This window comes from Yersinia sp. 1652 StPb PI (genome assembly GCF_041538345.1).
Lineage (GTDB): Bacteria > Pseudomonadota > Gammaproteobacteria > Enterobacterales > Enterobacteriaceae > Yersinia > Yersinia enterocolitica_E.
Genome location: NZ_JAULSM010000001.1, coordinates 378,099 through 403,289, shown reverse-complemented (window position 1 = coordinate 403,289; position 25,191 = coordinate 378,099). Strand labels below are relative to the sequence as shown.

Genomic DNA, 25,191 nt, shown 5'->3' with positions numbered 1-25,191 from the left:
CTTGTAACGAGACGGAATTATATGTGATTAAAGTCACAAAATAACCTAATTTATAGCTTTCTAACCACGATACGCTCACTCGCTTCAAGAATAGCCTATGGGCAGGAATACACAGTATTGTAGGCCTGAACCATAAAAAATTAAGCGTCAGCGGCGCAGACAGTTTGGGTGCGGACAGCGCGCAGGGACTGGAGCGTACACGAAGTAGGTGACAAGTCCCGAGCACTGCCCAATCCCAAAATGGCAAGTCAAGCTAGCCTAATTATAATGCCAGGAAGAAACCGGCGATCGTCGCACTCATCAGATTCGACAATGTGCCTGCCGCTACCGCTTTCAGGCCGAAACGCGCGATATCGTGACGGCGGTTTGGGGCCATGCTACCCAAGCCACCCAATAAAATGGCAACAGATGACAAGTTAGCAAAACCGCACAGCGCGAAGGAGATAATAGCCTTAGTGTGCTCGGAAAGAACCTGTAAACCCGCGGCTTTGACTAACTCTTCCGCCTGGAGATACTGACCGAAATTCATAAATGCTACGAATTCGTTAACGATAATCTTCTGGCCGATAAATGAACCAGCCACCATCGCTTCACTCCATGGGATGCCTATCAAGTAAGCAATCGGCGAGAATACCCAACCCAGAATCAACTCTAGCGAAAGTTGTGGATAATCAAACCAGCCACCAATCCCACCCAGAATACCATTGAGCAGAGCAATCAAAGCGATAAAGGCCAACAGCATTGCCCCTACATTCAATGCCAGTTGCATGCCGGAAGCCGCGCCAGAGGCCGCTGCATCAATAACGTTAGCTGGGCGTTCATCTTCAGCAATCAAGGTTGTAGCATCAACGTTATCGTGCGTTTTTTCAGTTTCCGGCACCATCAGTTTAGCAAACAGTAACCCACCCGGCGCTGCCATAAAGGAAGCAGCAATCAGATATTCCAATGGTACCCCCATTTGCGCATAACCGGCCAATACTGAACCGGCAACGGAAGCTAAACCGCCGCACATTACCGCAAACAGTTCAGATTGGGTCATGGTGGCAATATAAGGGCGCACCACTAACGGCGCTTCAGTTTGGCCAACAAAGATATTAGCTGTGGCGGAAAGGGATTCAGTACGTGAAGTGCCCAGCAACTTTTGCAAACCACCGCCCAATACCTTAATAACGATTTGCATGATGCCAAGGTAATACAGAACGGCAATCAATGATGAGAAGAATACAATTACCGGTAATACTCGCAGGGCGAATACAAAGCCGCCACCACCAAAAACTTCAAACATTTTGTCAGAAACCAAACCGCCAAAAATAAATGAAATCCCCTCATTACCGTAGGCGATAACGTTAGCGACGCCTTCTGACATACCGCCCAGAATGCGGCGCCCGATGGGCACATATAATACCAGCGCACCAATAGCGATCTGGATAATAAATGCACCTACAACAGTGCGGATATTAATCGCCCTATAATTACTTGAAAGAAGTACGGCTATTAATATCAGTACTGCCATTCCAACCAGACTCATTAGCATGTCGCTATCCCTAATAGTGAAATCATTAATTAAATTGAAATAATTTTCGGGGGATTATACCGACATGAAGACGCTATCAAATAATCTCTGTCACAAATAAACACAACTAAAAGCAACCGAATCAACGTAAGTGTGACAAGAGTCACATTAAAAAGCGGAAATAAAGAGATCACACAAATTATTAGTATGATTTGTATATTCCCGGTGGTGATTTAAAGTGGGCAGCTATCGGCGGGCGGTAATCGGAACAAACGTTGACTATTCGCTAACAACTGGCTGGCAATCTGTTGTGGCGTTTCAGAGCGTAGCTGACACAACACGCTGAACACATCAGCAGCCCGCTCGGGCCGGTTTGGTTGCCCCTGAAAACCGGCTAACGGCATATCTGGCGCGTCGGTTTCCAGCAGTAATGCGGAAAGAGGCAATGTGGCCATGACACTCCGGGTTTTCTGTGCCCGCACATAAGTAATGGTCCCACCCACACCAATATAATAACCCAAGCGAATAAATGCCTGCGCCTGCGCCAGGCTACCGGCGAAACCATGTACAACACCAGTGCGCGGCAACACCGTTTTACGCAGCACCGAGGCTAATTGGTCATGGGAACGGCGAGAATGCAGAATAACAGGCAGATCATGCTGTTTAGCCAACTTAAGTTGCGCCTGCAATAGCGCCAACTGGCGTGGTAACTGCGGCTCATCCATATAAAGATCCAGGCCAATTTCCCCCACGGCCACCAGCTTGTGAGTTTTGTTCGCCAGATAGGATGCCAGTGTCGCCAAATCGGCCTCTTGATGTTGAGCGATATAAAGTGGATGCATGCCGAGTGCGGCAAAAAGGGGCGGATAGTTCGCAGCCAAGGCTAAAATACGGGGAAAATAAGCAGCACCCACCGCAGGAACAATCAATTGCCTGACATTCGCCTGAGCCGCAGTGACTAAACTGGCCGCTTCAGCACCACTGAATGGAGGGAAATCAAAGTGACAGTGGGTATCGATAAAATAAGCTTTATCGCTAAGATTCACTATCTGCTCACTCACTTGTACCATTAGGCGGTATCACCTTTGTTTTTTGCCACACTGGCAGGCAAAATTATCTCTACTGGCAAGGGCTTTCTATTGGTATTCGTTGGAATAATCAACCCATTGTCACTCATACTCATCTGAGCCGGTAGGCCATAGTGAGTGGCGGTCACTGAATCCGCTGGTGTAATGATATCCGGCGTTTGAGTAATATCAAATGAAGAGTCATCAGTATCAATTAGCTCTGCCATATCATCTGGTTGATTAATATCTTGTGGCTGAATGATACGACGTGAAAGTGAAATCGAGGTTTTCTCCCCATTGACTCCAGCCTGATCCCGTTGATCTTGCGGTAATAGCCAGTGCCCGACGGTAGCCAAAAAATAGCGACCACAACGGCGGCCTAAATGATAATCACGATTTAGTGCCGCAATTCGGCTCCCCAGTGCATTACTGGCAAGTGGCTTAGGCGGAAAAATTTCGAAAATACGCAGGTCACCGGGCGGCTTTTCAATAAATTGCTGAATACGGTGATAGCTCTGCTCATGTTGCTGCATAATCCGCACCAGTTGTTGCAAACTACTTTCACTCAGCCAATGTTCCATCCGCTTCATCCATTGCGGCGTGTAATAGGCCTGCGACGGTACAGTCCGAATCACCACAATAGTATCAGCGCCACGGCGGTAGGCTTCCTCCACCGGGATGGCATCACTGATGCCACCATCCTGATAACTGATCCCCCCCAAATCCACCCCCTGACGGTATAAACCAGGAATAGCACTGGACGCTTTAATGGTCGGCAGCCAGCTTTCTCGAGTGGGGGAAATATAGGTAGGTTCAAAATCATCACTGCGGCAGGCACACATTAAGAATTCACGGCCATTGCGTAAATGCTCTTCAGCATGATCCATGGCCAGAGGCAACTGCTGGGATGTGATATCCACCAACCAGTCGAGATCAATTAAGTGGCCACCACGCACAAAACGTAATGGGTTAAAGAAATTAGCTGTGGTGGTGTAGCGGGTAATGACGCGGCGAGCGTAGCCGGGTTGACCGCAGATAAAGGCAGATAGATTTTGTGCACCGGCAGAGGTGCCAATCATCAGATCAAAAGGGTTAAAGCGGGCGCGTTGAAATTCATCCAGCACACCGGCTGTAAAAATTCCCCGCTGCCCGCCTCCCTCACAAACCAACGCCATTTTTCCGGGTTGGTATGGTTTATAGGCGAGTGGCTCAATATTACCGAGCGTGATAGGTATTCTGTATCCCACCATCTATCCTTAATTCGTTACAACAGGTGCCGAGGATACCCCGTCTTACCCTTTGCTGTAACCCTCTCGCCTGACTAAAGGCGCTTACGGCCTGTAAACAGACTGATGAGGAATAGGACAATACCCACTACAAAGACGACTTTTGCGGCCCAGGCTGCCGTACCGGCTAGCCCACCAAAACCTAATGCCGCAGCGATTAAAGCAATAATCAAAAATATAATGCCCCAGCGAAACATAAGCCTCTCCTTCCCGTTTTAAAAAATGGCTTTCTACACTTAGGTTAAAAACAGCGTTTTTAACTCTCTCTGTCTATTTAACAGTAGTGCGTTTAACAGAAGTCGCATTATTAACAGATTTATTATTTGGCTGACGGGCTTATAAAGCTTATTCCGTAAGGTATTTCTCCCTCACGAAATACCCATCAGCCGATAATAATTAAGGTTTGATGCTCAGATCATTTTTAACGCTTTTCACGCCATCAACGGCTTTAGCAATACTTTCAGCACGTTCGGACTGAGCTTTATTCTCAACACTACCTGATAACTGCACCACACCTTCGGTGGTTTCTACTTTCACTTTACGTGAGGGTACGATGTCATCAGCCAGCAATTTGGCTTTGATTGAACTGGTTGTTGCAGCATCACCAGCATATTCACTGACTGATTGTGATTTCTGGTCTTTCACATGCAGCTTATCGCTGACAGATTTAACGCCTTCAACGTTTCCAGCAATTTCAACGGCAGTTTCAGCTTCAGCCTGAGAAGTCACAAAACCAGTCAGAGTGACCACACCATGGTTGGTTTCAACAGAGATATCAGTGCTTTTAAGAGATTTCTCTTCCAACAGAGCGCTTTTCACTTTAGCTGTTGCAGCGCTGTCACCCATGTAGTTATCGACTTTCTTCATGGAGCTATCGAGTTTCGCGCCAGTGCTGTCTACGACGTTGTTTGTCTTATTGAGCATGGTGTCTTCAGCGAACACGCTACCACTCATAAGTGCAGTACCTAAGACAACAGCCATCATTGAACGGGCAAATTTTGTATTTGTCATCGATTTCTTCCTTTGTCGTTATAAACCGTAAAGGGTTATGAAACTTAACTTGTTATAACACCCAAACTTACGGATTTTTACGCCACCCAGAGAGGTGACCAGTTGATGAATACTTTACGATTACTACAGGTTATTTGACCTAAAATTGATGCACGTCAATCCTGCGTGTACCTATAAAGATAGAGCATCTCAGAATAAATACAGTCGGAATCGCCCTAAAGCCGGATTTTTATGATTAAGTAGGAGTTATCCTAAGGAGGAAATAGTGAAGAGAATTAATGAATCGGGGTACCCTGTACCCCGATAGAGTGCGGCTTGGCGGGTGATTAATGTTCGCGGGTTTTACGGAAATTCACTTCCGGGTAACGTTCTTGCGTAATATTAAGATTTACCATCGTTGGGGCGATATAGCTCAAGTTATCACCACCATCTAATGCCAGGTTAACCTCATTCTTACGTTTAAACTCTTCGAACTTCTTCACGTCATCACATTCAACCCAACGGGCGGTAGAGACGTTAACTGATTCATACACCGCTTCCACGTTGTATTCACTTTTCAGTCGTGAAGAGACCACTTCAAACTGTAGAACACCGACTGCGCCAACAATCAAATCGTTGTTGGTCAACGGGCGGAACACTTGCACCGCGCCCTCTTCTGACAACTGAACCAGACCTTTTAGCAACTGCTTCTGTTTCAATGGATCACGCAGGCGAATACGGCGGAACAATTCAGGGGCAAAGTTCGGTATGCCGGTGAACTTCATATCTTCACCCTGGGTGAAGGTATCGCCAATTTGAATGGTACCGTGGTTATGCAAGCCAATGATATCGCCAGCAAAAGCTTCTTCTACATGAGAACGGTCACCAGCCATAAAGGTCAGTGCATCTGAAATTACTACGTCTTTCTTGGTTCGCACCTGACGCAGTTTCATCCCTTTCTCAAAACGGCCAGAAACTACCCGCATAAAGGCAACACGGTCACGGTGTTTCGGGTCCATATTTGCCTGAATTTTGAACACAAAACCGGTAAATTTGGGTTCAGCCGCAACCACTTCACGGGTATCGGTTTTACGTGGCATCGGGGCCGGAGCCCATTCAACCAAGCCATCCAACATATGATCGACGCCGAAGTTACCCAAAGCGGTACCGAAGAACACCGGCGTTAAGTCACCAGACAAGAAAGCATCATGCTCGAATTCATGAGAAGCCCCCTGTACCAGTTCCAGTTCCTGACGGAACTGTTTAGCCAAGTCCTCACCTACCGCCGCATCCAAGTCTGGGTTATTCAGCCCTTTGACGATGCGCACTTCCTGAATGGTGTGGCCTTTACCCGTCTGATAGAGATAGGTTTCATCTTTATAAAGGTGGTAAACCCCTTTAAACAACTTACCGCAGCCAATCGGCCAGGTGATTGGTGAACAAGCAATTTTCAGCTCACGTTCCACTTCATCCAGCACTTCCATCGGATCACGAATATCGCGGTCCAATTTGTTCATAAAAGTGAGGATTGGTGTATCACGCAGACGGGTTACTTCCATCAGCTTACGGGTTCGATCTTCAACCCCTTTTGCCGCGTCAATCACCATCAGACAGCAGTCCACGGCGGTCAGAGTACGGTAAGTGTCCTCGGAGAAGTCTTCATGCCCCGGGGTATCGAGTAAGTTAACCAGACAACCACCATACGGAAATTGCATCACCGAGGTGGTGATGGAGATCCCGCGTTGCTTTTCCATTTCCATCCAGTCTGATTTGGCATGATGGCTTGAGCCACGGCCTTTTACCGTACCGGCGGTCTGAATTGCGTGTCCGAACAACAACACTTTTTCGGTAATGGTGGTTTTACCGGCATCGGGGTGGGAAATGATCGCGAAAGTACGTCTTTTCGCGACTTCCAGTGCGTATTCACTTGGAGACATAATTTGAGATTTCTACTTTTAGGCCGCCCTGCTCTGGGCCTCATATCCTATTGATATGCGGGTCAGGCAAAGCGAGGCATTGATTGTGGCGCTATACCCTGCTTATTGGAAATTGCAGCAGGCTTAGCGGCAACTCCTATCACGTCGGGTATAAGTGGCTATAGCGCGGTATTTTCTCTGATTTATGCGAGATAGACAATTTATTCAAGACAAACAGTCGTTACTCAAAACAAACAGTCATTATTCACGACTGACAATCGGCAAAACGGGGCTATCCCATCGGCAGCGCCATCATAATGGCATCTTCACGCCCATCGGCACTCGGGTAATAGTTGCGCCGCACAGAAACCTCGTTAAAGCCTAAACTCTCATAGAGGGCGATAGCCCGTGCGTTTGAAGCCCGCACCTCAAGCCAGAGAGTGACGATATCACGTGTTGCCAACTGCTCAATCAGATGTTCAAGCAGTAAACGGCCATACCCCTGCCGCTGATAGTGCGGATCGATGGCGATATTAAACAGCGTCGCTTCATCCAACACCATTTGGGTAATGGCGAAACCGACCATTTGTTGACTGACACTCAACTTAAAATTGAGATAGCGCTCCCCTTGGTTACTGACCAGGGTTTTTTCCGTCCACGGGAAAGCGTGGCTGGCTTGCTCAATTTTGTACGCTGTGGCCAGATCGGCTGGCGTCAGGATAGAAATCTGCTTCATGGTGACAAATCTGCTGCCAAAGTGCGCGCTTAGCGCTCGCGTCTTGATAAAGTCCGGCCAATGCCGGGCTGTGTAACTGCGCGCCAGCGACCGCAAGCGGTTCACTGATGCCCAATCGCCAACTGTTGCACTGCGTATCTTCCGGCAACATTGCAACCCTGTCCGGCGTCAGCGCATAAGCCTGACGCGGCGTGAGACCCAAGCTGTGCAACACATCACACAACAGGGGATCATCATATTCAGGAAGCTGGTGTGCCACAATCAGCAGGCGGGTATCTTCGGGTAAACGAACTGCGATTTCACCCTGCAAGACGGCCGGGCGGCGCAATGTCCACTGCGTAATGCCTAGCTGTTGTAACAGCAAGTCTCGTCTTGATGCCATGCCATTTCCTGTCAGAGCGACCCGTATTTCGACGCTATGCTAGCAAACCCATCGAACATGCGCCAACAAACCTCTATAATCCCCGATCATATTATTAAGGAGCCAAAGACTGATGTCAGCATTAACCCCAGCCAGTGAAGTGATACTGCGCCATAGTGATGAATTTATAGCCCGCCATGTGTTGTTTGCCGGTGATTTACAAGATGCGCTGCCAGCGCAGTTTGATGCAGCCGGGGTACGGGTTCATACCAATCAATATCACCACTGGCAATTACTGAGCAATACGCTGGAAGAGAATGTGCAATTCGGTCTTTTGGCCACTGCCGACATGGTGGCTAACTGCGATACGCTGGTTTATTACTGGCCGAAAAGCAAACAGGAAGCCCAGTTCCAATTGGCTAATCTCCTTTCGTTATTGCCTGTCGGTACCGATATTTTTGTGGTGGGTGAGAACCGTAGTGGCGTGCGCAGTGCAGAAGAAATGTTATCTGAATTTGCGCAGTTGACTAAAATCGACAGCGCCCGCCGTTGCGGTCTGTACCATGGCCGGTTGGATAAACAGCCGGAATTTGATGCCGATGCCTGGTGGGAAAGTTACCAGGTGGGCGATGTGACAGTTAAAACATTGCCCGGCGTATTCAGCCGTGACTCGCTGGACTCCGGTAGCCATCTGTTACTGTCTACGTTCAGTGAGCCATTTAAAGGCAATGTGCTGGATGTCGGCTGTGGTGCAGGTGTGCTGGCCTCTGTATTGGCGCAGCAATCACCTAAAATCAAATGGACTCTGAGTGATGTCTCTGCGGCCGCTATTGAAGCCAGCCGAGCGACATTAGCGGCGAATAACATCGACGCGCAGGTGATTGCCAGCAATGTCTATTCCGACATTAAAGGCCGCTTCGAGATGATTATTTCGAATCCACCGTTCCATGATGGTATTCAAACCAGCCTGACTGCGGCGGAATTGTTGATCCGCGGCGCAACCGCTCACCTGCATGTCGGTGGTAAATTGCGGATAGTGGCGAACTCCTTCCTGCCTTACCCTGCACTGCTGGATGCGGCATTTGGCAGCCATGAAGTGCTGGCCCAGAATGGCCGTTTTAAGGTGTATCAGGCAACTGTCGGGCGTGCGCCACGAGACTCCAAGAAAAAACGTTAAAACTAGGCGTTAAGATGGGCCATCCCTTCCACGCCGTAGCGTTCACCCGCTGCGGCATGGAACGGGAATACTGCATCCAGTGCTGCCAGCTCTTGCGGGCTGAGTACCAGATCGAGTGCCGCCAGATTCTCTTCCAGATAAGCACGCCGTTTGGTCCCAGGGATTGGGACAATATATTTCCCCTGCGCCAATACCCAGGCCAGCGCCAGTTGAGAGGGTTTAACCCCTTTCGCACGCGCCATTTCCACCACCGCATCAGCTAATACCAGATTCATGGCAAAATTATCCCCCTGAAAACGCGGGTTATGACGGCGGAAATCATCAGCAGCCAGATCTTCCGGGCGGCGTAACGCTCCGGTCAGAAAACCGCGCCCCAGAGGACTATAAGCCACAAAACCCACACCTAACCGTTCGCAGGTCGCCAATACAGAAGATTCCACATCTCGGGTCCAAAGTGAGTATTCACTCTGTACTGCGGTAATTGGATGCACCTGATGGGCCTTCTCTAATGTTGCCGCTGAGACTTCACTCAAACCGATATAACGTATTTTACCGGCAGTGACCAAATCAGCCAGAGTGCCAATCACATCTTCAACCGGTACACTCGGGTCGCCACGATGCTGGTAATAAAGGTCAATAACATCAACACCCAACCGCTTCAGGCTACCGTCAACAGACTTACGAATATAATCAGGCTGGCTACTGACGCCCCGCACTGTCGGGTCAGTCGGATCACGTACAATGCCAAATTTAGTGGCCAGAAAGACCTGATCACGTTTGCCTTTAATGGCGCGTCCAACCAACTCCTCATTGGTAAATGGGCCATACATGTCAGCGGTATCGAGTAAAGTCACCCCCAACTCCAGCGCGCGATGTAACGTCGCAATGGATTCATTCACGTCCTGATTGGTGGAGTAAAAGTCACTCATCCCCATGCAGCCAAGCCCCAGCGCTGAGACTAGTGGGCCATTCGAACCTAATTGACGTTGTTGCATTGTGATATTCCCCGTTAATGATGTCGGAAGAAAGTGTGGTTGTTTAGCGAGGAAAGATAAATAATGCAGATTGCTCATTACTGTTCAAAAAACACCAACAATGGACGAGTGCAATCATGGACCAAATACAAGCTATGCGGATATTTGTCCGTATTGTTGAATTAGGTAGCTTCAGTCGCGCGGCGGAGAAACTGCAATTGCCCCGCGCAACGGTCAGCCATACCTTAAAACGGTTAGAGCAGCGCTTAGGCGTGCGTTTATTGGTACGCACCACCCGGCAAGTGAATATCACCGCGGAAGGCACACTGTATTACCAGCGTTGTTTGCAATTACTGTCGGCGTTTGAAGAGGCTGACTCGCTGTTCAGCCATCAGCGGCTGCAACCGGAAGGGAAAGTACGCATTGATATGCCACATTCGCTAGCCCGCAATGTGGTTATCCCCGCACTAAATGACTTTTATCAGCGTTATCCCCATATCACGCTGATTCTCGGCGCGAATGACAGTACCATTGACCTGATGCGTGAAGGTGTCGATTGTGTTTTGCGTGCATGGCTGCCCCATGATGAGCAATTAGCAGCACGTAATATTGGTCAGCAACCACAGATAACCTGTGCGTCACCAGCTTATCTCGCCAAATATGGTGTTCCGCAGTCCCTCGACGACCTGGCCGGCCATCAAGCGGTGGGTTATTTTTCACAGATGAATGGCCGTGATTACCCATTAGAATTTGTTTATCAGGGGAAAGTTGAAAGCCGCACATTACCTGGCATCTTGAGTGTCAATGGTGCCGATGCTTATATCGCAGCTGGTGTCGCAGGCCTGGGATTGATTCAAGCTCCCACGCCAGGTATTCAGGGCCAATTAACCCAAGGCGAACTGATTGAGGTGTTGCCCCACTGTCCACCACCGGCCATGCCGCTGTTTATTATGTTCCCTGCGGGGCGCTTTCTTGCCCCTAGAGTAAGAGTGCTGATTGACTGGCTGATTGAACTGTTTTCCGATTATCCACAGTTATCACCAACACAACCAAGCGGGCGTTAAAAACTAAAAATACTTCTGTAATCAAATCAATTGCTCAACATATGATGCTTTTTACAGCAAACGTCCCGCTTAGGGGAAATAAGTATTGACCTGAACGTGAAAATCTCTAGAATTCGCCTCCGTAGTTGCTTTATAAAAGTGATGTTCCGGTACGCGATGGTGGCGGAATTGGTAGACGCGCTAGCTTCAGGTGTTAGTGTTCTTACGGACGTGAGGGTTCAAGTCCCTCCCTTCGCACCAAACATACTTTTCTTGGCGATTCGTAGTATATCCCCAACGTAATTGGCATTGCAGGCAGCAAACCAACCCAGATAGGCTTACTGCGGTAAGTGATTGAGGTTTAATAGCCTGTGGCTTCAAGTACGAGGGGAGATTTATATTGCACAGCACATGCGATGGTGGCGGAATTGGTAGACGCGCTAGCTTCAGGTGTTAGTGTTCTTACGGACGTGAGGGTTCAAGTCCCTCCCTTCGCACCAAGCTGGTGATATAAATCCTAAGCTTTACTTTTTTAAGATATACCCAAAATAATTCGAATTGCAGAAAGACGGCAAACGAGTGAACTCCCAAGAGCTTACACCAGTAAGTGACTGGGGTGAACAAAGGCAGCCAACGCAGATGCAGTTTGAAGTATGACGGATATAAGCAGTAAGAAATCATTTGGGCGATGGTGGCGGAATTGGTAGACGCGCTAGCTTCAGGTGTTAGTGTTCTTACGGACGTGAGGGTTCAAGTCCCTCCCTTCGCACCACAATGATTTCAAAAGCACAGTAATACCTCTCTTCTGGCAGGACCTCTTCCTGAAATACACGTAAATGCCTGTAATACAGAAAATTCAGCCAATGCGATTGGGTTCAATGCATCCCGCTGTGCATTAACACCGCCGTCAGGCCACCCAACAGCGCCAGACATGATGGCAGCAATAAGAAATGCCGTAACCGCGCGTGATACAACATGCTAACCGTGGCCAGCATCGCGAGCACAATCAGGATACGTAACTGACCGACGGTGATATCTGCCCATCCCAAAACCGGCAGTAAAGCAAAAGGCAGCAATATCCCCCAACCACTAGACATACCACGGCTCAATAACCCACTGATCCCACACCAGCGATAAGCGGCTAATCTGGCTGTAATCATAATAATGGCCCCAAGTGATAATGATAACCAATATCATATATCACTCTGTCGCAGTCTGCACTATGAAGTTGTTAGCAGCGGACAGACAGCGGCAACATCAAGTTAAGAAACATCATGATGACAGGCTGAAACAAAAATGGTAATTTTGGTTAAGAAAATTCCTAAAACGATACTAAAACGCTTCAAACAAAAATAATTACTAAGAAAAACTATTTATCGTGATGCCTAAATAATAGGGCTTCATGAGGATATCGTTTATTTGTCTACTGACAGCACGACATTATGCAGAGTGAATTGAATATGAATAGCCATTCCTACGATCAGCTTCTGAAAAGTAAGCATCGGCTCTCTTTACTGCTTTTTTTATTTCTTAATGCGTCGTCTGCTATTTTTAGTATGATATTACCGTCACCTGAAACGCCAGCAGTGACATTACCGATAGTACTGATCACGGTTATCAGCCTGAGTACCGCAGCTTATCTGATTTTTATTTCGAAGAATTATGCCAATAAACTGAATTTATTTTCAATAATCATGGGCCTGCTTTGGGCCTGGCAAATCATTCTTAAATACGAATATTTGGGTAATAATGAAAATAACTACTTACTACTCAGCCTGTTTACGATTTTCTTTATCAGCACCATAGCCCTGTCTGATAATTTCCTTGCTTTTTGTCTACACAGTGCACCAGCAGCATTAACCGTTATTTTACTCGACGATTTTCAAAATATTTTCCGTATTGTATTCACCATCATGCTGCCACTGATTGGTTTCTCCTTACATCATTTGATGCTACGTCGTAGCGATGACTTTACCCGAAAACTTGTCGCACGCCTTTATAATGAAAGGGAAAAATTCAGTGATTTAAGCATGATAGACCCCTTAACCAGTTTGTATAATCGCCGTGGTCTGGAGAATAAACTTGAAACACTACTGGCTCAGTCTCCCGGCAATCATTACGTATTGTTGCTCGATATCGACCATTTTAAAGCTTATAACGATAACTATGGTCACACGATGGGGGACCAAGCACTGGTACGTGTTGCGGCGGCTATCCGTGATGCTGTTCGTTCACGGGATATCGTGGTGCGCTACGGTGGCGAAGAGTTTTTAGTGCTACTGACTCATGTGAGTGAAGAGTATGCAAGCCAGTTGGCAGAGCGCGTACGCCAACGGGTTTTAGGACTTGATATTCCACATGTTTTTAACCATAAAGTTTCTACAACCGTGACATTGAGCGCAGGTATTTCTCCTCTGCAAGCCTATGATCTGGCCTCCTCGCTTAAAGCCGCGGATGAAGCACTTTACCGGGCCAAAAAAGATGGCCGGAATAAAGTTGCCTTTGCCGGAGAGAAATTATCAAACGTTGAATCGTCACCTTGATTAAATGACGCGGTACAAACTCAATTATTATTTTCTTCGATAATGGTTGAGTTTAATACTGCGATATTATATTTCACTTTCATTATGTTATTAAACCTTGTCATTGCATCTAAAAAAAATAAATCACTAGCTCATCTGCTGGCAGATAACATCTATTTAAGCGAATCATCCTTCCGCACAGTTGAACATAATTAGCGTTTAAAACCGTAAATTGCGCTATTACCCCCCAGTTCAAATACCCATCCATCATCCAGGCAATGTTGCTCAATGTCTCAGGGTAATCTGGCCCATATTCGTATATCACAATACATGTACAATAATGATTATCATTTATATAAAGAAAAACCATGCAGGGAGAGTATTGCGAATCAGGGTCTGGGGCTTAGCACTGTTTTTTACTATAACGGATTATTTTGTTGCTTTGCTAAACCGATTCTTCTACTTTTAGCAGCAAATAGGATTGAAGAAAACAGGGGTTTATCATGGAAAATACCATTTGGGTTTTAGGTGATGCTGTAATTGATTTAGTTCCTGAAAATTCAAATAATTACCTTAAGTGTCCAGGTGGCGCACCTGCCAATGTGGCGGTCGGCATCGCCCGATTGGGTGGTAAAAGTGCCTTTATTGGTCGGGTTGGGCAAGACAGTTTTGGTCGTTTTATGCAGCAGATATTACAACAGGAAAACGTCGATACCCACGCGATGACACAGGATCCGCTGCACCATACCTCTACAGTTGTGGTGGATTTAGATGAGCATGGCGAACGCACTTTTACATTTATGGTGACACCGAGTGCCGATCTATTCTTACAACCAGATGATTTACCTGAATTTAAAAGCAATCAGTGGCTGCATTTGTGCTCTATTGCCTTAAGCCAAGAGCCGAGCCGTAGTGCCGCCTTTGAGGCGATGCGCCGTATGAAAGCCGACGGTGGTTGGGTCAGCTTTGATCCCAATATCCGTGCCGATATTTGGCGCGAACCACAAGCGTTGCTCCCCTGTCTGCAACAGGCGCTGTTATTGGCCGATGTGGTGAAACTGTCGTTGGAAGAACTGAACTTTATCTGCCCGGATCAGGATATTGCTGGCGCAATGGAACAGTTGATGGCCGACTATTGCTGCAAATTGCTACTGGTAACACTGGGTGCCAATGGCGTTTGGGTGCATAACCGCCATCGTTTGCAAAAATACCCGAGTAGGAAAATCACCCCAATAGACACGACTGGCGCGGGTGATGCCTTTGTCGCTGGGTTGCTGACAGCATTGGCACGGCTACCGAATTGGTATTTAGGTGCAGATCTCACCGCCGCCATCGATCAGGCACAAGCCTGTGGTGCTTTAGCCACCAGCGCTAAAGGAGCAATGACTGCGTTACCTAATGCTCAACAGTTGCGGCATTTTCTCCAACCCGACCACTAACTGCATAAATCCTCCTCTGCATGAACCATTTAGGATGTCGCCTTTGACAGGCAGGCATCCGCCCCTCCTCTTACCTGTCACTCTTTTTGCTAAACACCCAGCATGTTAGCGCCTGCCACATGCATTATCGCGCGCGCCTTCTTCCTGCTCATCGCCTTATTCGCCTCAAAAAGTCATGCACTTTGCAGTCTGGATCACAATAGCTGAATCGGGTTAGCAAAATGTTTTGCTAATCCCCAAGGATCCCCCTTATGTTAGCCATGAAAAACCGGTTTAGCTGTTTAGCACAAATACAATCAATCACATACCGAGTGATATAAAATGATGATAAAACCAAGCTATCTTGCTGTATCAATAGGACTTATCCTTTCTTGTGCAGCGACAACCACCTCTGCAGCCTCACCCTCGTCTTCCTCAAACATGGATATTGAAGCCCGCCTCAATGCGCTGGAGCAACGATTGCAACAAGCGGAACAACGGGCAAAAAATGCAGAAACACGCGCCGAAATTGCCGAAAAACAGGCACAAAAGCTGGAAACTCGAACGCGTCAGGCAGAAGAAAAGACCGTTCAGGTGGCTAAGCGCACAGATAAACTGGAAAGCAAAACACAGGATGGTAACGGTTTTGAGTTTCATGGTTATGCCCGTTCCGGCCTGCTAATGAACGACTCTGGCACCGGCACCCAAGGTGGCCCATATGTTTCGCCAGCCGGCAGTACCGGAGGGGCAGTTGGCCGCTTGGGTAATGAGCCTGACACTTATGTCGAAGTCAATTTGGAGAAAAAGCAGAAGCTGGATAACGGTGCCACCACCCGCTATAAAGTGATGCTGGCAGATGGTCAGCGCAGCTATAACGACTGGACAGCCGACAGTAGTGACCTCAATGTGCGCCAGGCATTTGTCGAACTGGGCACCCTGCCAACCTTTAACGGTATTTTTAAAGACAGTACATTGTGGGCCGGTAAACGTTTCGATCGCGATAACTTCGATATTCACTGGCTGGATTCCGACGTGGTATTCCTTGCCGGTACCGGTGGCGGTATTTATGACATCAAATGGACCGATAACCTGAAGAGTAACTTCTCGTTATATGGCCGTAATTATGGTGAGATCGAGAATGTTAATAGCGATATTCAAAGCTATATTTTCACTGCCAATAACTATAGCGGCCCCTTCCAGTGGATGGTGAGCGGGTTGCGCGCCAAAGATAATGAGGCGCGCAAAAATAGCGGTGAAACCGTTAATACTAATGCCACAGATAAAGGTATTCACAGCATGTTGGCCTATCACGGTGACAGCTTCTATGGGCTACGTGATGGTACGTCAAAAACCGCGCTGCTGTACGGCCATGGTTTAGGGGCTGAAGTAAAATCTATCGGGTCCGATGGCAACTTAACCAGCAGCGCAGATACCTGGCGTTTGGCGACTTACGGCACCACCGCATTAAGTAAAAACTGGAGTCTGGCCCCAGCAATATTGGCGCAACAAAGTAAGGATCGTTATGTCTCGGGCGATAGCTATAAGTGGATAACATTCAATACCCGCCTGATTCAAGAAATCACCGAGAACTTTGCGTTGGCTTATGAAGGTAGTTATCAGTACATGAACCTGGACCCACAAGGCTATAAGGATTATCACAAAGTCAGTGGCGGTTTCTATAAATTGACCTTCGCCCCAACCTTTAAAGCCGGTGATATCAGTAATTTCTTCAGCCGACCAGAAATACGGGTGTTCGCCACCTATATGGATTGGAGCCAAGATCTGGATAACTACGCCAAGGATGATTCCTTCGGTAAAGATGGTTTTGCCGCCGGTGGGCAATGGAACTTTGGTATCCAAATGGAAACCTGGTTCTAACTATTACGCACCGCAGTAATCACGACGAATACCGCCTGTTGCCGTGACGATCCTCGGCATGCAGGAATCAAAATAAATTTGCGAGGGATATCATGAATATCAATGAGACCGTAACGGCTCTGCTCCCATTGCTTGGTGGTAAAGAGAATATAGTCAGTGCTGCACACTGCGCCACTCGCCTGCGTTTGGTGCTGGCAGATGACTCTTTGGTGCAAAAATCAGCGGTAGAGAAACTCGATGGCGTTAAGGGCTGCTTCAGCAATGCCGGGCAGTTACAGGTGATTTTCGGGACCGGGCTGGTCAATAAAGTTTATGCAGAATTTATCAAGGTGGCAGGTGTAAACGAAGCCAGTAAATCTGAAGCTGCCGCTGTGGCCGCGCGTAAACTCAACCCGTTCCAGCGCATTGCCCGCCTGCTATCTAATATTTTTGTCCCGATCATTCCGGCAATTGTGGCGTCCGGCCTGTTAATGGGCTTGCTCGGCATGGTGAAAACCTATGGTTGGGCCGATGCTGACAGCGCGCTGTTTATCATGCTGGATATGTTCAGCTCCGCTGCCTTTATCATTCTGCCTATCTTGATTGGTTTCACCGCTGCCAAAGAGTTTGGCGGTAACCCGTATCTGGGGGCAACACTGGGCGGCATTTTGACGCACCCAGCGCTAACCAATGCCTGGGGAGTGGCGGGCGGTTTCCATACTATGAATTTCTTCGGTATGGAGGTGGCGATGATTGGCTATCAGGGCACTGTATTCCCGGTGCTACTGGCAGTGTGGTTTATGAGTATGTTGGAAAAACGCCTGCGCAAAGTGATACCTGATGCGCTGGACCTGATCCTCACACCCTTTTTGACCGTAATCATTACCGGCTTCGTTGCACTATTATTTATCGGCCCTGCCGGACGAGTGTTGGGGGATGGGATCTCGCTGGTACTTAGCACTCTGATTACCCATGCTGGTTGGCTGGCCGGGTTACTGTTTGGTGGGCTTTATTCCGTGATAGTGATAACCGGCATCCATCATAGCTTCCACGCCATCGAGGCCGGGCTATTGGGTAATCCGAATATCGGGGTCAATTTCCTGTTACCCATCTGGTCAATGGCAAACGTGGCACAAGGTGGAGCCTGTTTGGCGGTCTACTTTAAGACCCGCAATGCTAAAATTAAAGCCATCGCCATCCCATCGGCATTTTCTGCCATGCTTGGTATTACCGAAGCGGCTATTTTTGGGATTAATTTGCGCTTTATCAAACCCTTCCTTGCTGCGCTGGCAGGTGGTGCCTTAGGAGGCGCTTGGGTCGTCGCGAATCATGTCAATATGACCGCGGTGGGCTTAACCGGCATCCCGGGCATCGCTATCGTACAAGGCAATTCAATTGTTAATTATCTGATTGGATTGGTTATTGCATTTGGCGCTGCATTTATTATCTCTCTACTGCTTAAGTACAAAACGGACAGCGAATAATGCAAGAAGTCAGTTTGCTAAAACAACTTACGCTGGCAGTGATGCGTGGCCAAATCCGCGCATCGCGTGACCCTCATCGGCCAGGTTGGCACCTGGCTCCCAGTGTCGGGCTGCTGAATGATCCCAACGGGTTTATTTATCATGCTGGCTATTACCATTTATTCTATCAATGGAACCCGTTGGATTGCCGCCATGGCAGTAAATACTGGGGCCATTGGCGTAGTGTCGATCTGGTTCAATGGGAGCATCAGCCTGTCGCATTGGTACCCAGTGAAGAATATGAAAGCCACGGCTGCTACTCAGGTTCTGCCGTCATTGCTGATGACCGAATCACGCTGATTTACACCGGTAATGTGAAATATCCTGATGGCTCGCGCACCGCATTCCAATGTCTGGCACAGGAGAATGAACGAGGGGAATACGACAAATTAGGGCCAGTGCTCCCATTACCTGCGGGCTATACCGGCCATGTTCGCGACCCGAAAGTCTGGCAGCACGACGGTCAGTGGTTCATGGTTTTAGGCGCGCAGGATAAGCAACTGCAAGGGAAAGTGCTGCTATTACGCTCCGATGATTTACGTGAATGGCACAATCTGGGTGAAATTGCCGGTTCTGGTCTGGGTGGATTAGGCCCGTTTGGCTATATGTGGGAATGCCCTGACATGTTCAGGTTAGCGGATCAGGAGGTGCTGATTTTCTGCCCGCAGGGCATCGCCGCTGAAGCAGAGCGTTACCGTAATACCTTCCAGGCTGGCTATTTACTGGGCCAATTGGATTATACCAAGGCAGCATTCACCCATCAGGATTTCCACGAACTGGATCTCGGCTTCGAATTCTACGCGCCACAAACCACGCTGGCCGCAGATGGCCGCCGCCTGTTATTCGCCTGGATGGGCATCCCGGATGAAGATGAGTTGTATCAACCCACCGTAGCCCATGGTTGGATCCATACCATGACCTGCCCACGAGAGCTGAGTCTGGTTGACGGCAAAGTCATTCAACGACCCGCGCGTGAATTGCAGGCATTGCGCCGTGAGCATCGTCAGTGGCAAGGTCGTGCTCAACAGGCACCGGCACTCTCCATCCGCAGTGCTGAAATGATAGTCGAGGTTAGTGCGCCATTTATCCTCGAATTAGGCGATGAAATGATGCTGATATGGGATGGTGAACGTATCACACTAAGCCGCCGCAATCTGCGTACCGGGCTGCAAGAGTTCCGTTATTGGCGCGGCCAATTGCAGCAGTTACAACTGCTCTGCGATAGTTGCAGCATAGAGATATTTATCAATCAGGGAGAGGCGGTAATGACTACATGCTACTTCCCGACTGAAGACCCGATAGCAATCTTTAACGGAAATGCTGAACTGTGTCTGCAACACTGGTTGTTGTCTTCGCCCATGTTAGAATGAACTATCTTTCAAGGCGACAGATTCACTCAGTGAAAAACAATAACCTGTGAAAAATCATAAACGAATTACCATTAACGATATTGCCAAACTGGCTGGTGTGTCGAAATCGACCACCAGTTTGGTGCTCAATGGGCGTAGCAAGGAGTATCGTGTTTCCGATGAAACGCGGGATCGTATAATTGCCTTGGCCAACGAACATAACTATCAACCGAGCTTCCACGCCCGTTCTCTACGCTCAACCCGCAGCCACACCATAGGATTGGTGGTCCCGGAGATGACCAATCACGGTTTTGCCCTGATTTCACGGGAGCTGGAGATGCTGTGTCGCGAAGCTGGATTACAGCTACTGATTGCCTGCACCGATGAGAATCCCGGCCAGGAAATGATGGCGGTCAATAGCCTGGTTCAACGTCAGGTCGATGGCCTAATTGTCGCCTCCAGCCAGCTCAATGACAGCGAATATCAAAAGATCAATGCCCGCCTGCCAGTGGTGCAGATGGATCGATTAATTGGTGAATCAGATTTGCCGCTGGTTATCACTGACTCGGTAGCCTCCACCGCCATACTGGTTGAAAACGTTGCCCGCCAACATCCTGATGAGTTTTATTTTCTTGGTGGTCAGCCACGCATCTCCCCTACACGCGATCGGCTGGCTGGTTTTCAGCAGGGGCTGCAACAGGCAGGAGTTACCTGCCGCCCTGAGTGGGTCCTAAATGGCCATTACCTACCCAGTTCCGGTTATGAAATGATTGCCCAACTCTGTGCCCAATTAGGCCGCCCCCCCAAAGCGGTGTTTACTGCCGCCTGTGGGTTGTTAGAAGGTGTACTGCGCTATCTCAATCAGCATCAATTAATGGACAGTGAAATTCATTTATGCAGTTTTGACGATCACTATCTGTTTGACTGCCTGCCGTTGAAAATAGATACCATCGCACAAGATTGCCAAGGGCTGGCACGCCACAGCTTTGAGATGATCACCAGCTTGATTGCTGAATCAGCACTGGCGCAGAATCAACTGATTCTGCCAGGGCAGATCCATTGGCGACATCCGGGTTCTAAGGCGCTCAATGAGCAACACTGAACCGGTGACCACCCCTGCATTAGCCGACTCCTGGCGGCGCTGCCAAAAATTGATGCAAGCCCACCAATGGCGAGTACCTCACCGGGCCGTGGGTGCGACGTTCCAGTCAATTTGTCAGCGCAAAAATGACTTGCTGGTATTAGGTCAGGCGGCATTGGAAGATGCTTACGAATATATGGAATCACGCCCTTGTGTGCTGCTGATTCTGGATGAAAGTGGCTGTACTCTATGGAAATGCGGGCATCCGCAAACGATAAGTCAGCTACAGGCGTTAGGGATTGATTGCGGCAGTTATTGGGCAGAAGGGCTAATGGGTACCAATGCCCCGGCGCTGGCAATTGCTGAAGGCAACCCGATACAAGTCAGTGGCCAGCAGCATTTTAAACAGGCGCTGCATCCGTGGCGCTTTTGCGCCACTCCGGTGTATGACAACAGTGGCCGCCAACGGGCGGTCATTGTTTTAGGTAGCCTGCTCACCGAACATGCGGCAAGTGATTTGCCTCTGACATTGGCTATCGCCCGCGAAATTGGCAATTATCTCCACGCAGATAGTTTATTAGCAGAAACTAACCGTCATCTGAATGAACTCAATGCCCTACTCGATGGTGTGGACGATGGTGTCATGGCATGGGACCAACGCGGTTGCCTGCTGTATCTCAATCGTCGTGCTGCGGCTATTTTACAACTAGATGAAACCAGTAGCCTCGGCAAGCCGGTCACAGATTTGCTGACCTTACCCTCCTTACTGACCCACGCCATTTTACACCGTAATCCCCTCAGCCACGTCGAGGTGACTTTTGAGAATCAGCAGCAATTTATTCCGGCTCTCTTAACCCTCAAACCCATCCCAGATGGTAACCGCTGCGGCTTTATTGCATTACTCCATCCACAAGAATTACTGCGGCAAATGGTGCACAACCAATTAGGGGGGGCTAATTGTACTTTTGATGATATGCCGGTTGCTTCACTAGAAATGCGCCGCCTGGTGCGTTATGGCAAGCAGGCTGCCAAAGGCCGGCATCCGATTTTACTGCACGGGGAAGAAGGGGTCGGTAAACAGCAGTTGGGGCAAGCAATCCATAATGCCAGCAATCGCGCCGATGGCCCTTATATCGTCTTAAATTGTCAGGCATTGCCACAAAATTTCATGGCGCGAGAATTTCTTGGTAGTGATGCCAGTGAAGGGGAATCCGGCCAACCCAGCAAATTTGAACTGGCTAACGGTGGCACCTTATATCTGGAACAAGTTGAATATCTGTCGCCGGAAATGCAGTCAGCTCTGCTGCAAATCGTCAAAACTGGCATGGTAATGCGGGTCAACTCTAATCGGGTGATCCCAGTCGATGTCCGAATTATTACCGCCACCGGGGCAGATTTGCCCTTATTGGTTAAACAAGGGCGTTTTCGCCGCCAGCTATTTTATACCCTACAATCTTTCGAATTACATATTCCACCACTGCGTCAGCGTCAACAGGATATCCCCCCACTGGTACAGCATACATTGGCAAGCATTGGGCAACATTTCCACTGCCAATACCAGCCAGATGAGAGTGTTATCCGTCAGTTATGCCAATACCCATGGCCCGGGAATGATCAGGAACTGAAAAGTGTGGTGGAGCGGGCCGCCATGGCTTGCCGCAATAACCGCATTAACCTCAATGATTTGCCAGAGCATCTACTGGGGGAGAGGCTGTTATTAGAACCGGAGATGCCGCAACCTCAGCCTGTCTTATCACTACAAGAATTAGAAAGACAGGCCATTATTCGTGCGGCACTGGTGTGCCAAGGTCAGCTAAATGAAATGGCGACCTTATTAGGGATAGGCCGCACAACCTTATGGCGAAAAGTAAAACTTCATCGGCTGGATATCAGCCAATTTAAGGGTGGCGAGTCATAATCTCAATGCACCGCCCAGTCAGGGAAAATCATCGGCAAAGTAAATGCTTTTAGCTGCTCAGCAGAGAGTTGACGCCGCTGTGCATTAATCTCTGCGCCTGGCCCTTGACTGTTTGCTTCAAAGAAACGTGAATCTTGTGGATAGAACCAGATTTTCTCGCCTTGCTTATCTTTACCAGACATTTTATCCCACCCGTAAATGTGGTCATCCATCGTCGTATTTATAAATACCGCCTGGCCAATGGCCGCAGGATCAGCATAACGACCATCGTCAAAGGCAGTGGTCGGATGCCACGGACGCCCTAAAGCGAAACTTTTGGCTGGAACACCGGGTTCTTTGGTCAAACGACTGTTGAGGAAAATCAAACCATAAGGTGATGTGTTTAATGTACTGGGGGCAGTAATATAGCCATAGGGTGGCTCAATATCACGACGATCGCGGGCAATAATATTACACCGGTCAAATACCGTAATACCTGAACCAAAAATAAAATCGACATGACCACTGATTTCGCAATCAGTAAAATAGCTACGACTGCCCGTTTTGCTGTACAGCGTATCCTGGTAACCTTCGAGTTTTACTTGCTTAAAGCGCGCCTTATCACTGCTTTCAGCTAATAATAATGCCACAGCTTGAGTGTCTTTTAACTTCGTCGGATCGCTGTCAGCTTTCTTTTTATTGGCCGGGAAATCAAAATCGTTACGAATAGTAAGTTCTTCAGCCGTAAAATTTGCCGCATTGACCCGTACCGTACTACTACCAGATGTTCCCCACTTTTCTCCTTGCGGGTTAAGCATACCGGCTGCCGTATTGGCACTGATCACCGTACCATCACGGTCTTCCCCTTTCAAAGTAACGTTATTACGATTGACCTCTAGCCTTTCGTTATAAATGCCATTTTTCAGGAAAATCACAAACAGCGAATTATCCGCTGGTGCTGATTTTAACGCAGCATTAATCGAGGGAAACTCATTATCCTGAGGCGCAGTAGAAACCACAGCATTATACTGGGCAGCACTGACTTGCCCCAATACAGCAATTGACATCACTCCTAACAATAGCGTTTTACCCAGAAAGTTAATTGGCATTACATGATCCTTAGCTATTAATGCTCGCCAGATTAAAATGGTTTTAGGTTATTATCGATTAAGAAAAGCCAGTTACACTATGGTAAAGTGGCATAATATCAAAAATGGAACATCGTTCTATTTACATGGATCACATTTTTTGACATTTATAGTTAAATCATAAAAAACCATCTTATATTGAAAGTATGGATAATTTTTAACTCATCTGGCACGCCTATCAGTAACAACTGCATTTTATTCACTCGCGTTACTACTTTATAAAAAGCAATCACCAATAAAAACAATATTTAATCAAAAACATATTATTAGCTAAATATAGATACAATGATAGATATTGATAAAAACTTGCCGAAAAGGGATCTTTGATATATAAAAAAGAAAGAAACAATAAAAAATAGCAAGTCATCAATAAAAACAGGCCCACTAATACATGTGTGTTTATATGGCTTATTTTTATCAATGTAATTTATCAATAACAAATTAACTTACTAGGATATTTTCATTATGGGGATTAAATATAAAATCATTCAGTTTAATATCAATGAGCTTGGGATGGATATAAATCACGTTAAAAATACTTTGTCATTTAAATCATTAGCGTGGGATACTAATGATATAAAAATATCTCAATTAAAATTCTTGGCCAGAAAATTTTATAACGATAAAGTCATCATCTTTCAGGAGGCTCAACGTTATCTGGATGATAAATCCCCACCACCAAACATTCAAAAACTCATATTGCGTTTATCTGATATAGATAGACAAATTTTTTACTCCTATAAACCTTTTAGAAAAAGAAGCATTAGCCGATTTATTGTTAAATACATTAATAATCAATGGGAAGTCAGTAATATTGCCTGCCCAGAATTAACTAACTTTACTCAACATGCTGACTACCCCTCAGATTTAAGGCAATTAAAACGTCAATTCCCGCCAATGGACCCGGCAATAAGTCATTCACTTATATTAAAAAAGCTCATAAGGAGTTTCGTCGAAATGCTGTGCGAATGTGAGCATGGGCAAAAAATAGAAAAGGTTGAAGTTACCTGTCATCAGATGTCTTTGATTATTGATAATACAGTGAATTCGGTCTGTAATTCGCCAGAGGGCTTACATCAGGATGGATGTGACTATATTGTATCAGCATTAATTATTGATAAATACAATATTGACGGAGGAACGAGTAAACTCTACTGTACAGAAAGAGAAGAGTTTATTAAATCACAAACATTGAACTGTGGTGAAGGTTTGTTTCATATCGATAGAAATTCAACCATTTGGCACAAAGTGACCCCTATAAAATTAAAAGATCCATTAATAAAAACAGGTTACAGAAATATATTAGGCTTCGATTTAAACTATATGCAGTAAC

General features: G+C 47.4%; 21 protein-coding genes and 3 tRNA genes. 13 read left to right on the top strand and 11 right to left on the bottom strand.

What is annotated here, in order from left to right:
• Positions 1-262: 262 nt before the first annotated feature.
• The 8 genes from Q2T71_RS01890 to Q2T71_RS01855 form a co-directional block, all read right to left on the bottom strand.
• The gene (locus Q2T71_RS01890) at positions 263-1,534 is read right to left on the bottom strand and encodes a NupC/NupG family nucleoside CNT transporter (RefSeq protein WP_372557945.1); all 1,272 of its coding nucleotides are present in this window, start codon (positions 1,532-1,534) and stop codon (positions 263-265) included.
• Positions 1,535-1,746: 212 nt separating this feature from the next.
• A complete protein-coding gene (locus Q2T71_RS01885; RefSeq protein WP_372557944.1) occupies positions 1,747-2,583 on the bottom strand; it encodes a TatD family hydrolase in 837 nt (278 codons plus the stop codon).
• A complete protein-coding gene (locus Q2T71_RS01880; protein ID WP_372557943.1) occupies positions 2,583-3,830 on the bottom strand; it encodes a patatin family protein in 1,248 nt (415 codons plus the stop codon). The genes Q2T71_RS01885 and Q2T71_RS01880 overlap by 1 nt, the downstream gene beginning before the upstream one ends.
• 71 nt (positions 3,831-3,901) lie before the next feature.
• On the bottom strand, positions 3,902-4,063 hold the full coding sequence (locus tag Q2T71_RS01875; RefSeq protein WP_004876076.1) for a DUF1328 domain-containing protein: 162 nt from the start codon (positions 4,061-4,063) through the stop codon (positions 3,902-3,904).
• 199 nt (positions 4,064-4,262) lie between these two features.
• A complete protein-coding gene (osmY, locus tag Q2T71_RS01870) occupies positions 4,263-4,877 on the bottom strand; it encodes a molecular chaperone OsmY (protein ID WP_372557942.1) in 615 nt (204 codons plus the stop codon).
• A gap of 326 nt (positions 4,878-5,203) precedes the next feature.
• The gene (prfC, locus tag Q2T71_RS01865) at positions 5,204-6,793 is read right to left on the bottom strand and encodes a peptide chain release factor 3 (protein WP_005191790.1); all 1,590 of its coding nucleotides are present in this window, start codon (positions 6,791-6,793) and stop codon (positions 5,204-5,206) included.
• Positions 6,794-7,064: 271 nt separating this feature from the next.
• Positions 7,065-7,508 (bottom strand): ribosomal protein S18-alanine N-acetyltransferase, encoded by a 444-nt coding sequence (rimI, locus tag Q2T71_RS01860; RefSeq protein ID WP_083160698.1) that lies wholly within the window; start codon positions 7,506-7,508, stop codon positions 7,065-7,067.
• Positions 7,453-7,890, bottom strand: a complete 438-nt coding sequence (locus Q2T71_RS01855; RefSeq protein ID WP_372557941.1) for a DNA polymerase III subunit psi — start codon at positions 7,888-7,890, stop codon at positions 7,453-7,455. The genes rimI and Q2T71_RS01855 overlap by 56 nt, the downstream gene beginning before the upstream one ends.
• Before the next feature lie 112 nt (positions 7,891-8,002).
• Between Q2T71_RS01855 and rsmC the strand changes: the two genes are divergently transcribed.
• Entirely contained in the window at positions 8,003-9,046 is a 1,044-nt protein-coding gene (rsmC, locus tag Q2T71_RS01850; protein ID WP_083160702.1) for a 16S rRNA (guanine(1207)-N(2))-methyltransferase RsmC, read from the top strand.
• 2 nt (positions 9,047-9,048) lie between these two features.
• Here the strand turns inward: rsmC and Q2T71_RS01845 are convergent, their stop codons facing one another.
• Positions 9,049-10,041: an aldo/keto reductase gene (locus Q2T71_RS01845; RefSeq protein ID WP_372557940.1), complete on the bottom strand. Its 993-nt coding sequence runs from the start codon at positions 10,039-10,041 to the stop codon at positions 9,049-9,051.
• Between the two features lie 116 nt (positions 10,042-10,157).
• On the opposite strand from Q2T71_RS01845, the gene Q2T71_RS01840 reads away from it, so the two are divergent.
• The 4 genes from Q2T71_RS01840 (at position 10,158) to Q2T71_RS01825 (ending at position 11,835) form a co-directional block, all read left to right on the top strand.
• On the top strand, positions 10,158-11,084 hold the full coding sequence (locus Q2T71_RS01840; protein ID WP_372557939.1) for a LysR family transcriptional regulator: 927 nt from the start codon (positions 10,158-10,160) through the stop codon (positions 11,082-11,084).
• Positions 11,085-11,237: 153 nt separating this feature from the next.
• Positions 11,238-11,324: transfer RNA gene (locus Q2T71_RS01835), tRNA-Leu, on the top strand.
• A gap of 152 nt (positions 11,325-11,476) precedes the next feature.
• Positions 11,477-11,563 (top strand) — tRNA-Leu (locus Q2T71_RS01830).
• Between the two features lie 185 nt (positions 11,564-11,748).
• Positions 11,749-11,835: transfer RNA gene (locus tag Q2T71_RS01825), tRNA-Leu, on the top strand.
• Between the two features lie 103 nt (positions 11,836-11,938).
• Here Q2T71_RS01825 and Q2T71_RS01820 read toward each other — a convergent pair.
• Positions 11,939-12,223, bottom strand: a complete 285-nt coding sequence (locus Q2T71_RS01820; protein ID WP_372557938.1) for a DUF1435 domain-containing protein — start codon at positions 12,221-12,223, stop codon at positions 11,939-11,941.
• A gap of 282 nt (positions 12,224-12,505) precedes the next feature.
• On the opposite strand from Q2T71_RS01820, the gene Q2T71_RS01815 reads away from it, so the two are divergent.
• The 7 genes from Q2T71_RS01815 to dhaR all read left to right on the top strand — a co-directional run bounded on the left by Q2T71_RS01815 (position 12,506) and on the right by dhaR (position 22,731).
• Positions 12,506-13,606 carry a GGDEF domain-containing protein gene (locus tag Q2T71_RS01815; protein WP_372557937.1) on the top strand — a complete coding sequence of 367 codons (1,101 nt, stop codon included), beginning with the start codon at positions 12,506-12,508 and terminating at the stop codon, positions 13,604-13,606.
• Between the two features lie 482 nt (positions 13,607-14,088).
• Positions 14,089-15,024, top strand: coding sequence for an aminoimidazole riboside kinase (locus Q2T71_RS01810; protein ID WP_372557936.1), 936 nt, complete (start codon positions 14,089-14,091; stop codon positions 15,022-15,024).
• A gap of 321 nt (positions 15,025-15,345) precedes the next feature.
• Positions 15,346-16,881, top strand: a complete 1,536-nt coding sequence (locus tag Q2T71_RS01805) for a carbohydrate porin (RefSeq protein ID WP_372557935.1) — start codon at positions 15,346-15,348, stop codon at positions 16,879-16,881.
• A gap of 92 nt (positions 16,882-16,973) precedes the next feature.
• Positions 16,974-18,344, top strand: coding sequence for a sucrose-specific PTS transporter subunit IIBC (locus Q2T71_RS01800; protein WP_372557934.1), 1,371 nt, complete (start codon positions 16,974-16,976; stop codon positions 18,342-18,344).
• The gene (locus tag Q2T71_RS01795) at positions 18,344-19,753 is read left to right on the top strand and encodes a glycoside hydrolase family 32 protein (RefSeq protein ID WP_372557933.1); all 1,410 of its coding nucleotides are present in this window, start codon (positions 18,344-18,346) and stop codon (positions 19,751-19,753) included. The genes Q2T71_RS01800 and Q2T71_RS01795 overlap by 1 nt, the downstream gene beginning before the upstream one ends.
• A 46-nt stretch (positions 19,754-19,799) precedes the next feature.
• Positions 19,800-20,834, top strand: a complete 1,035-nt coding sequence (locus Q2T71_RS01790; protein WP_372557932.1) for a LacI family DNA-binding transcriptional regulator — start codon at positions 19,800-19,802, stop codon at positions 20,832-20,834.
• Complete coding sequence (gene dhaR, locus Q2T71_RS01785; RefSeq protein WP_372557931.1) at positions 20,821-22,731, top strand: dihydroxyacetone kinase operon transcriptional regulator DhaR; 1,911 nt, start codon at positions 20,821-20,823, stop codon at positions 22,729-22,731. Before Q2T71_RS01790 ends, dhaR begins: the two co-directional genes overlap by 14 nt.
• Positions 22,732-22,733: 2 nt before the next feature.
• Here dhaR and Q2T71_RS01780 read toward each other — a convergent pair whose 3' ends face one another.
• Positions 22,734-23,819 (bottom strand): pectinesterase family protein, encoded by a 1,086-nt coding sequence (locus tag Q2T71_RS01780; RefSeq protein ID WP_372557930.1) that lies wholly within the window; start codon positions 23,817-23,819, stop codon positions 22,734-22,736.
• A 504-nt stretch (positions 23,820-24,323) separates the two neighbouring features.
• Between Q2T71_RS01780 and Q2T71_RS01775 the strand changes: the two genes are divergently transcribed.
• Positions 24,324-25,190: a 2OG-Fe dioxygenase family protein gene (locus Q2T71_RS01775; RefSeq protein WP_372557929.1), complete on the top strand. Its 867-nt coding sequence runs from the start codon at positions 24,324-24,326 to the stop codon at positions 25,188-25,190.
• Position 25,191 lies beyond the last annotated feature (1 nt).

Coding starts and splice junctions, on each gene's coding strand:
- Q2T71_RS01890 (WP_372557945.1), bottom strand. CDS start 1,534: ATGCTAATGAGTCTGGTTGGAATGGCAGTACTGATATTAATAGCCGTA.
- Q2T71_RS01885 (WP_372557944.1), bottom strand. CDS start 2,583: ATGGTACAAGTGAGTGAGCAGATAGTGAATCTTAGCGATAAAGCTTAT.
- Q2T71_RS01880 (WP_372557943.1), bottom strand. CDS start 3,830: ATGGTGGGATACAGAATACCTATCACGCTCGGTAATATTGAGCCACTC.
- Q2T71_RS01875 (WP_004876076.1), bottom strand. CDS start 4,063: ATGTTTCGCTGGGGCATTATATTTTTGATTATTGCTTTAATCGCTGCG.
- osmY (WP_372557942.1), bottom strand. CDS start 4,877: ATGACAAATACAAAATTTGCCCGTTCAATGATGGCTGTTGTCTTAGGT.
- prfC (WP_005191790.1), bottom strand. CDS start 6,793: ATGTCTCCAAGTGAATACGCACTGGAAGTCGCGAAAAGACGTACTTTC.
- rimI (WP_083160698.1), bottom strand. CDS start 7,508: ATGAAGCAGATTTCTATCCTGACGCCAGCCGATCTGGCCACAGCGTAC.
- Q2T71_RS01855 (WP_372557941.1), bottom strand. CDS start 7,890: ATGGCATCAAGACGAGACTTGCTGTTACAACAGCTAGGCATTACGCAG.
- rsmC (WP_083160702.1), top strand. CDS start 8,003: ATGTCAGCATTAACCCCAGCCAGTGAAGTGATACTGCGCCATAGTGAT.
- Q2T71_RS01845 (WP_372557940.1), bottom strand. CDS start 10,041: ATGCAACAACGTCAATTAGGTTCGAATGGCCCACTAGTCTCAGCGCTG.
- Q2T71_RS01840 (WP_372557939.1), top strand. CDS start 10,158: ATGGACCAAATACAAGCTATGCGGATATTTGTCCGTATTGTTGAATTA.
- Q2T71_RS01820 (WP_372557938.1), bottom strand. CDS start 12,223: ATGATTACAGCCAGATTAGCCGCTTATCGCTGGTGTGGGATCAGTGGG.
- Q2T71_RS01815 (WP_372557937.1), top strand. CDS start 12,506: ATGCAGAGTGAATTGAATATGAATAGCCATTCCTACGATCAGCTTCTG.
- Q2T71_RS01810 (WP_372557936.1), top strand. CDS start 14,089: ATGGAAAATACCATTTGGGTTTTAGGTGATGCTGTAATTGATTTAGTT.
- Q2T71_RS01805 (WP_372557935.1), top strand. CDS start 15,346: ATGATGATAAAACCAAGCTATCTTGCTGTATCAATAGGACTTATCCTT.
- Q2T71_RS01800 (WP_372557934.1), top strand. CDS start 16,974: ATGAATATCAATGAGACCGTAACGGCTCTGCTCCCATTGCTTGGTGGT.
- Q2T71_RS01795 (WP_372557933.1), top strand. CDS start 18,344: ATGCAAGAAGTCAGTTTGCTAAAACAACTTACGCTGGCAGTGATGCGT.
- dhaR (WP_372557931.1), top strand. CDS start 20,821: ATGAGCAACACTGAACCGGTGACCACCCCTGCATTAGCCGACTCCTGG.
- Q2T71_RS01780 (WP_372557930.1), bottom strand. CDS start 23,819: ATGCCAATTAACTTTCTGGGTAAAACGCTATTGTTAGGAGTGATGTCA.
- Q2T71_RS01775 (WP_372557929.1), top strand. CDS start 24,324: ATGGGGATTAAATATAAAATCATTCAGTTTAATATCAATGAGCTTGGG.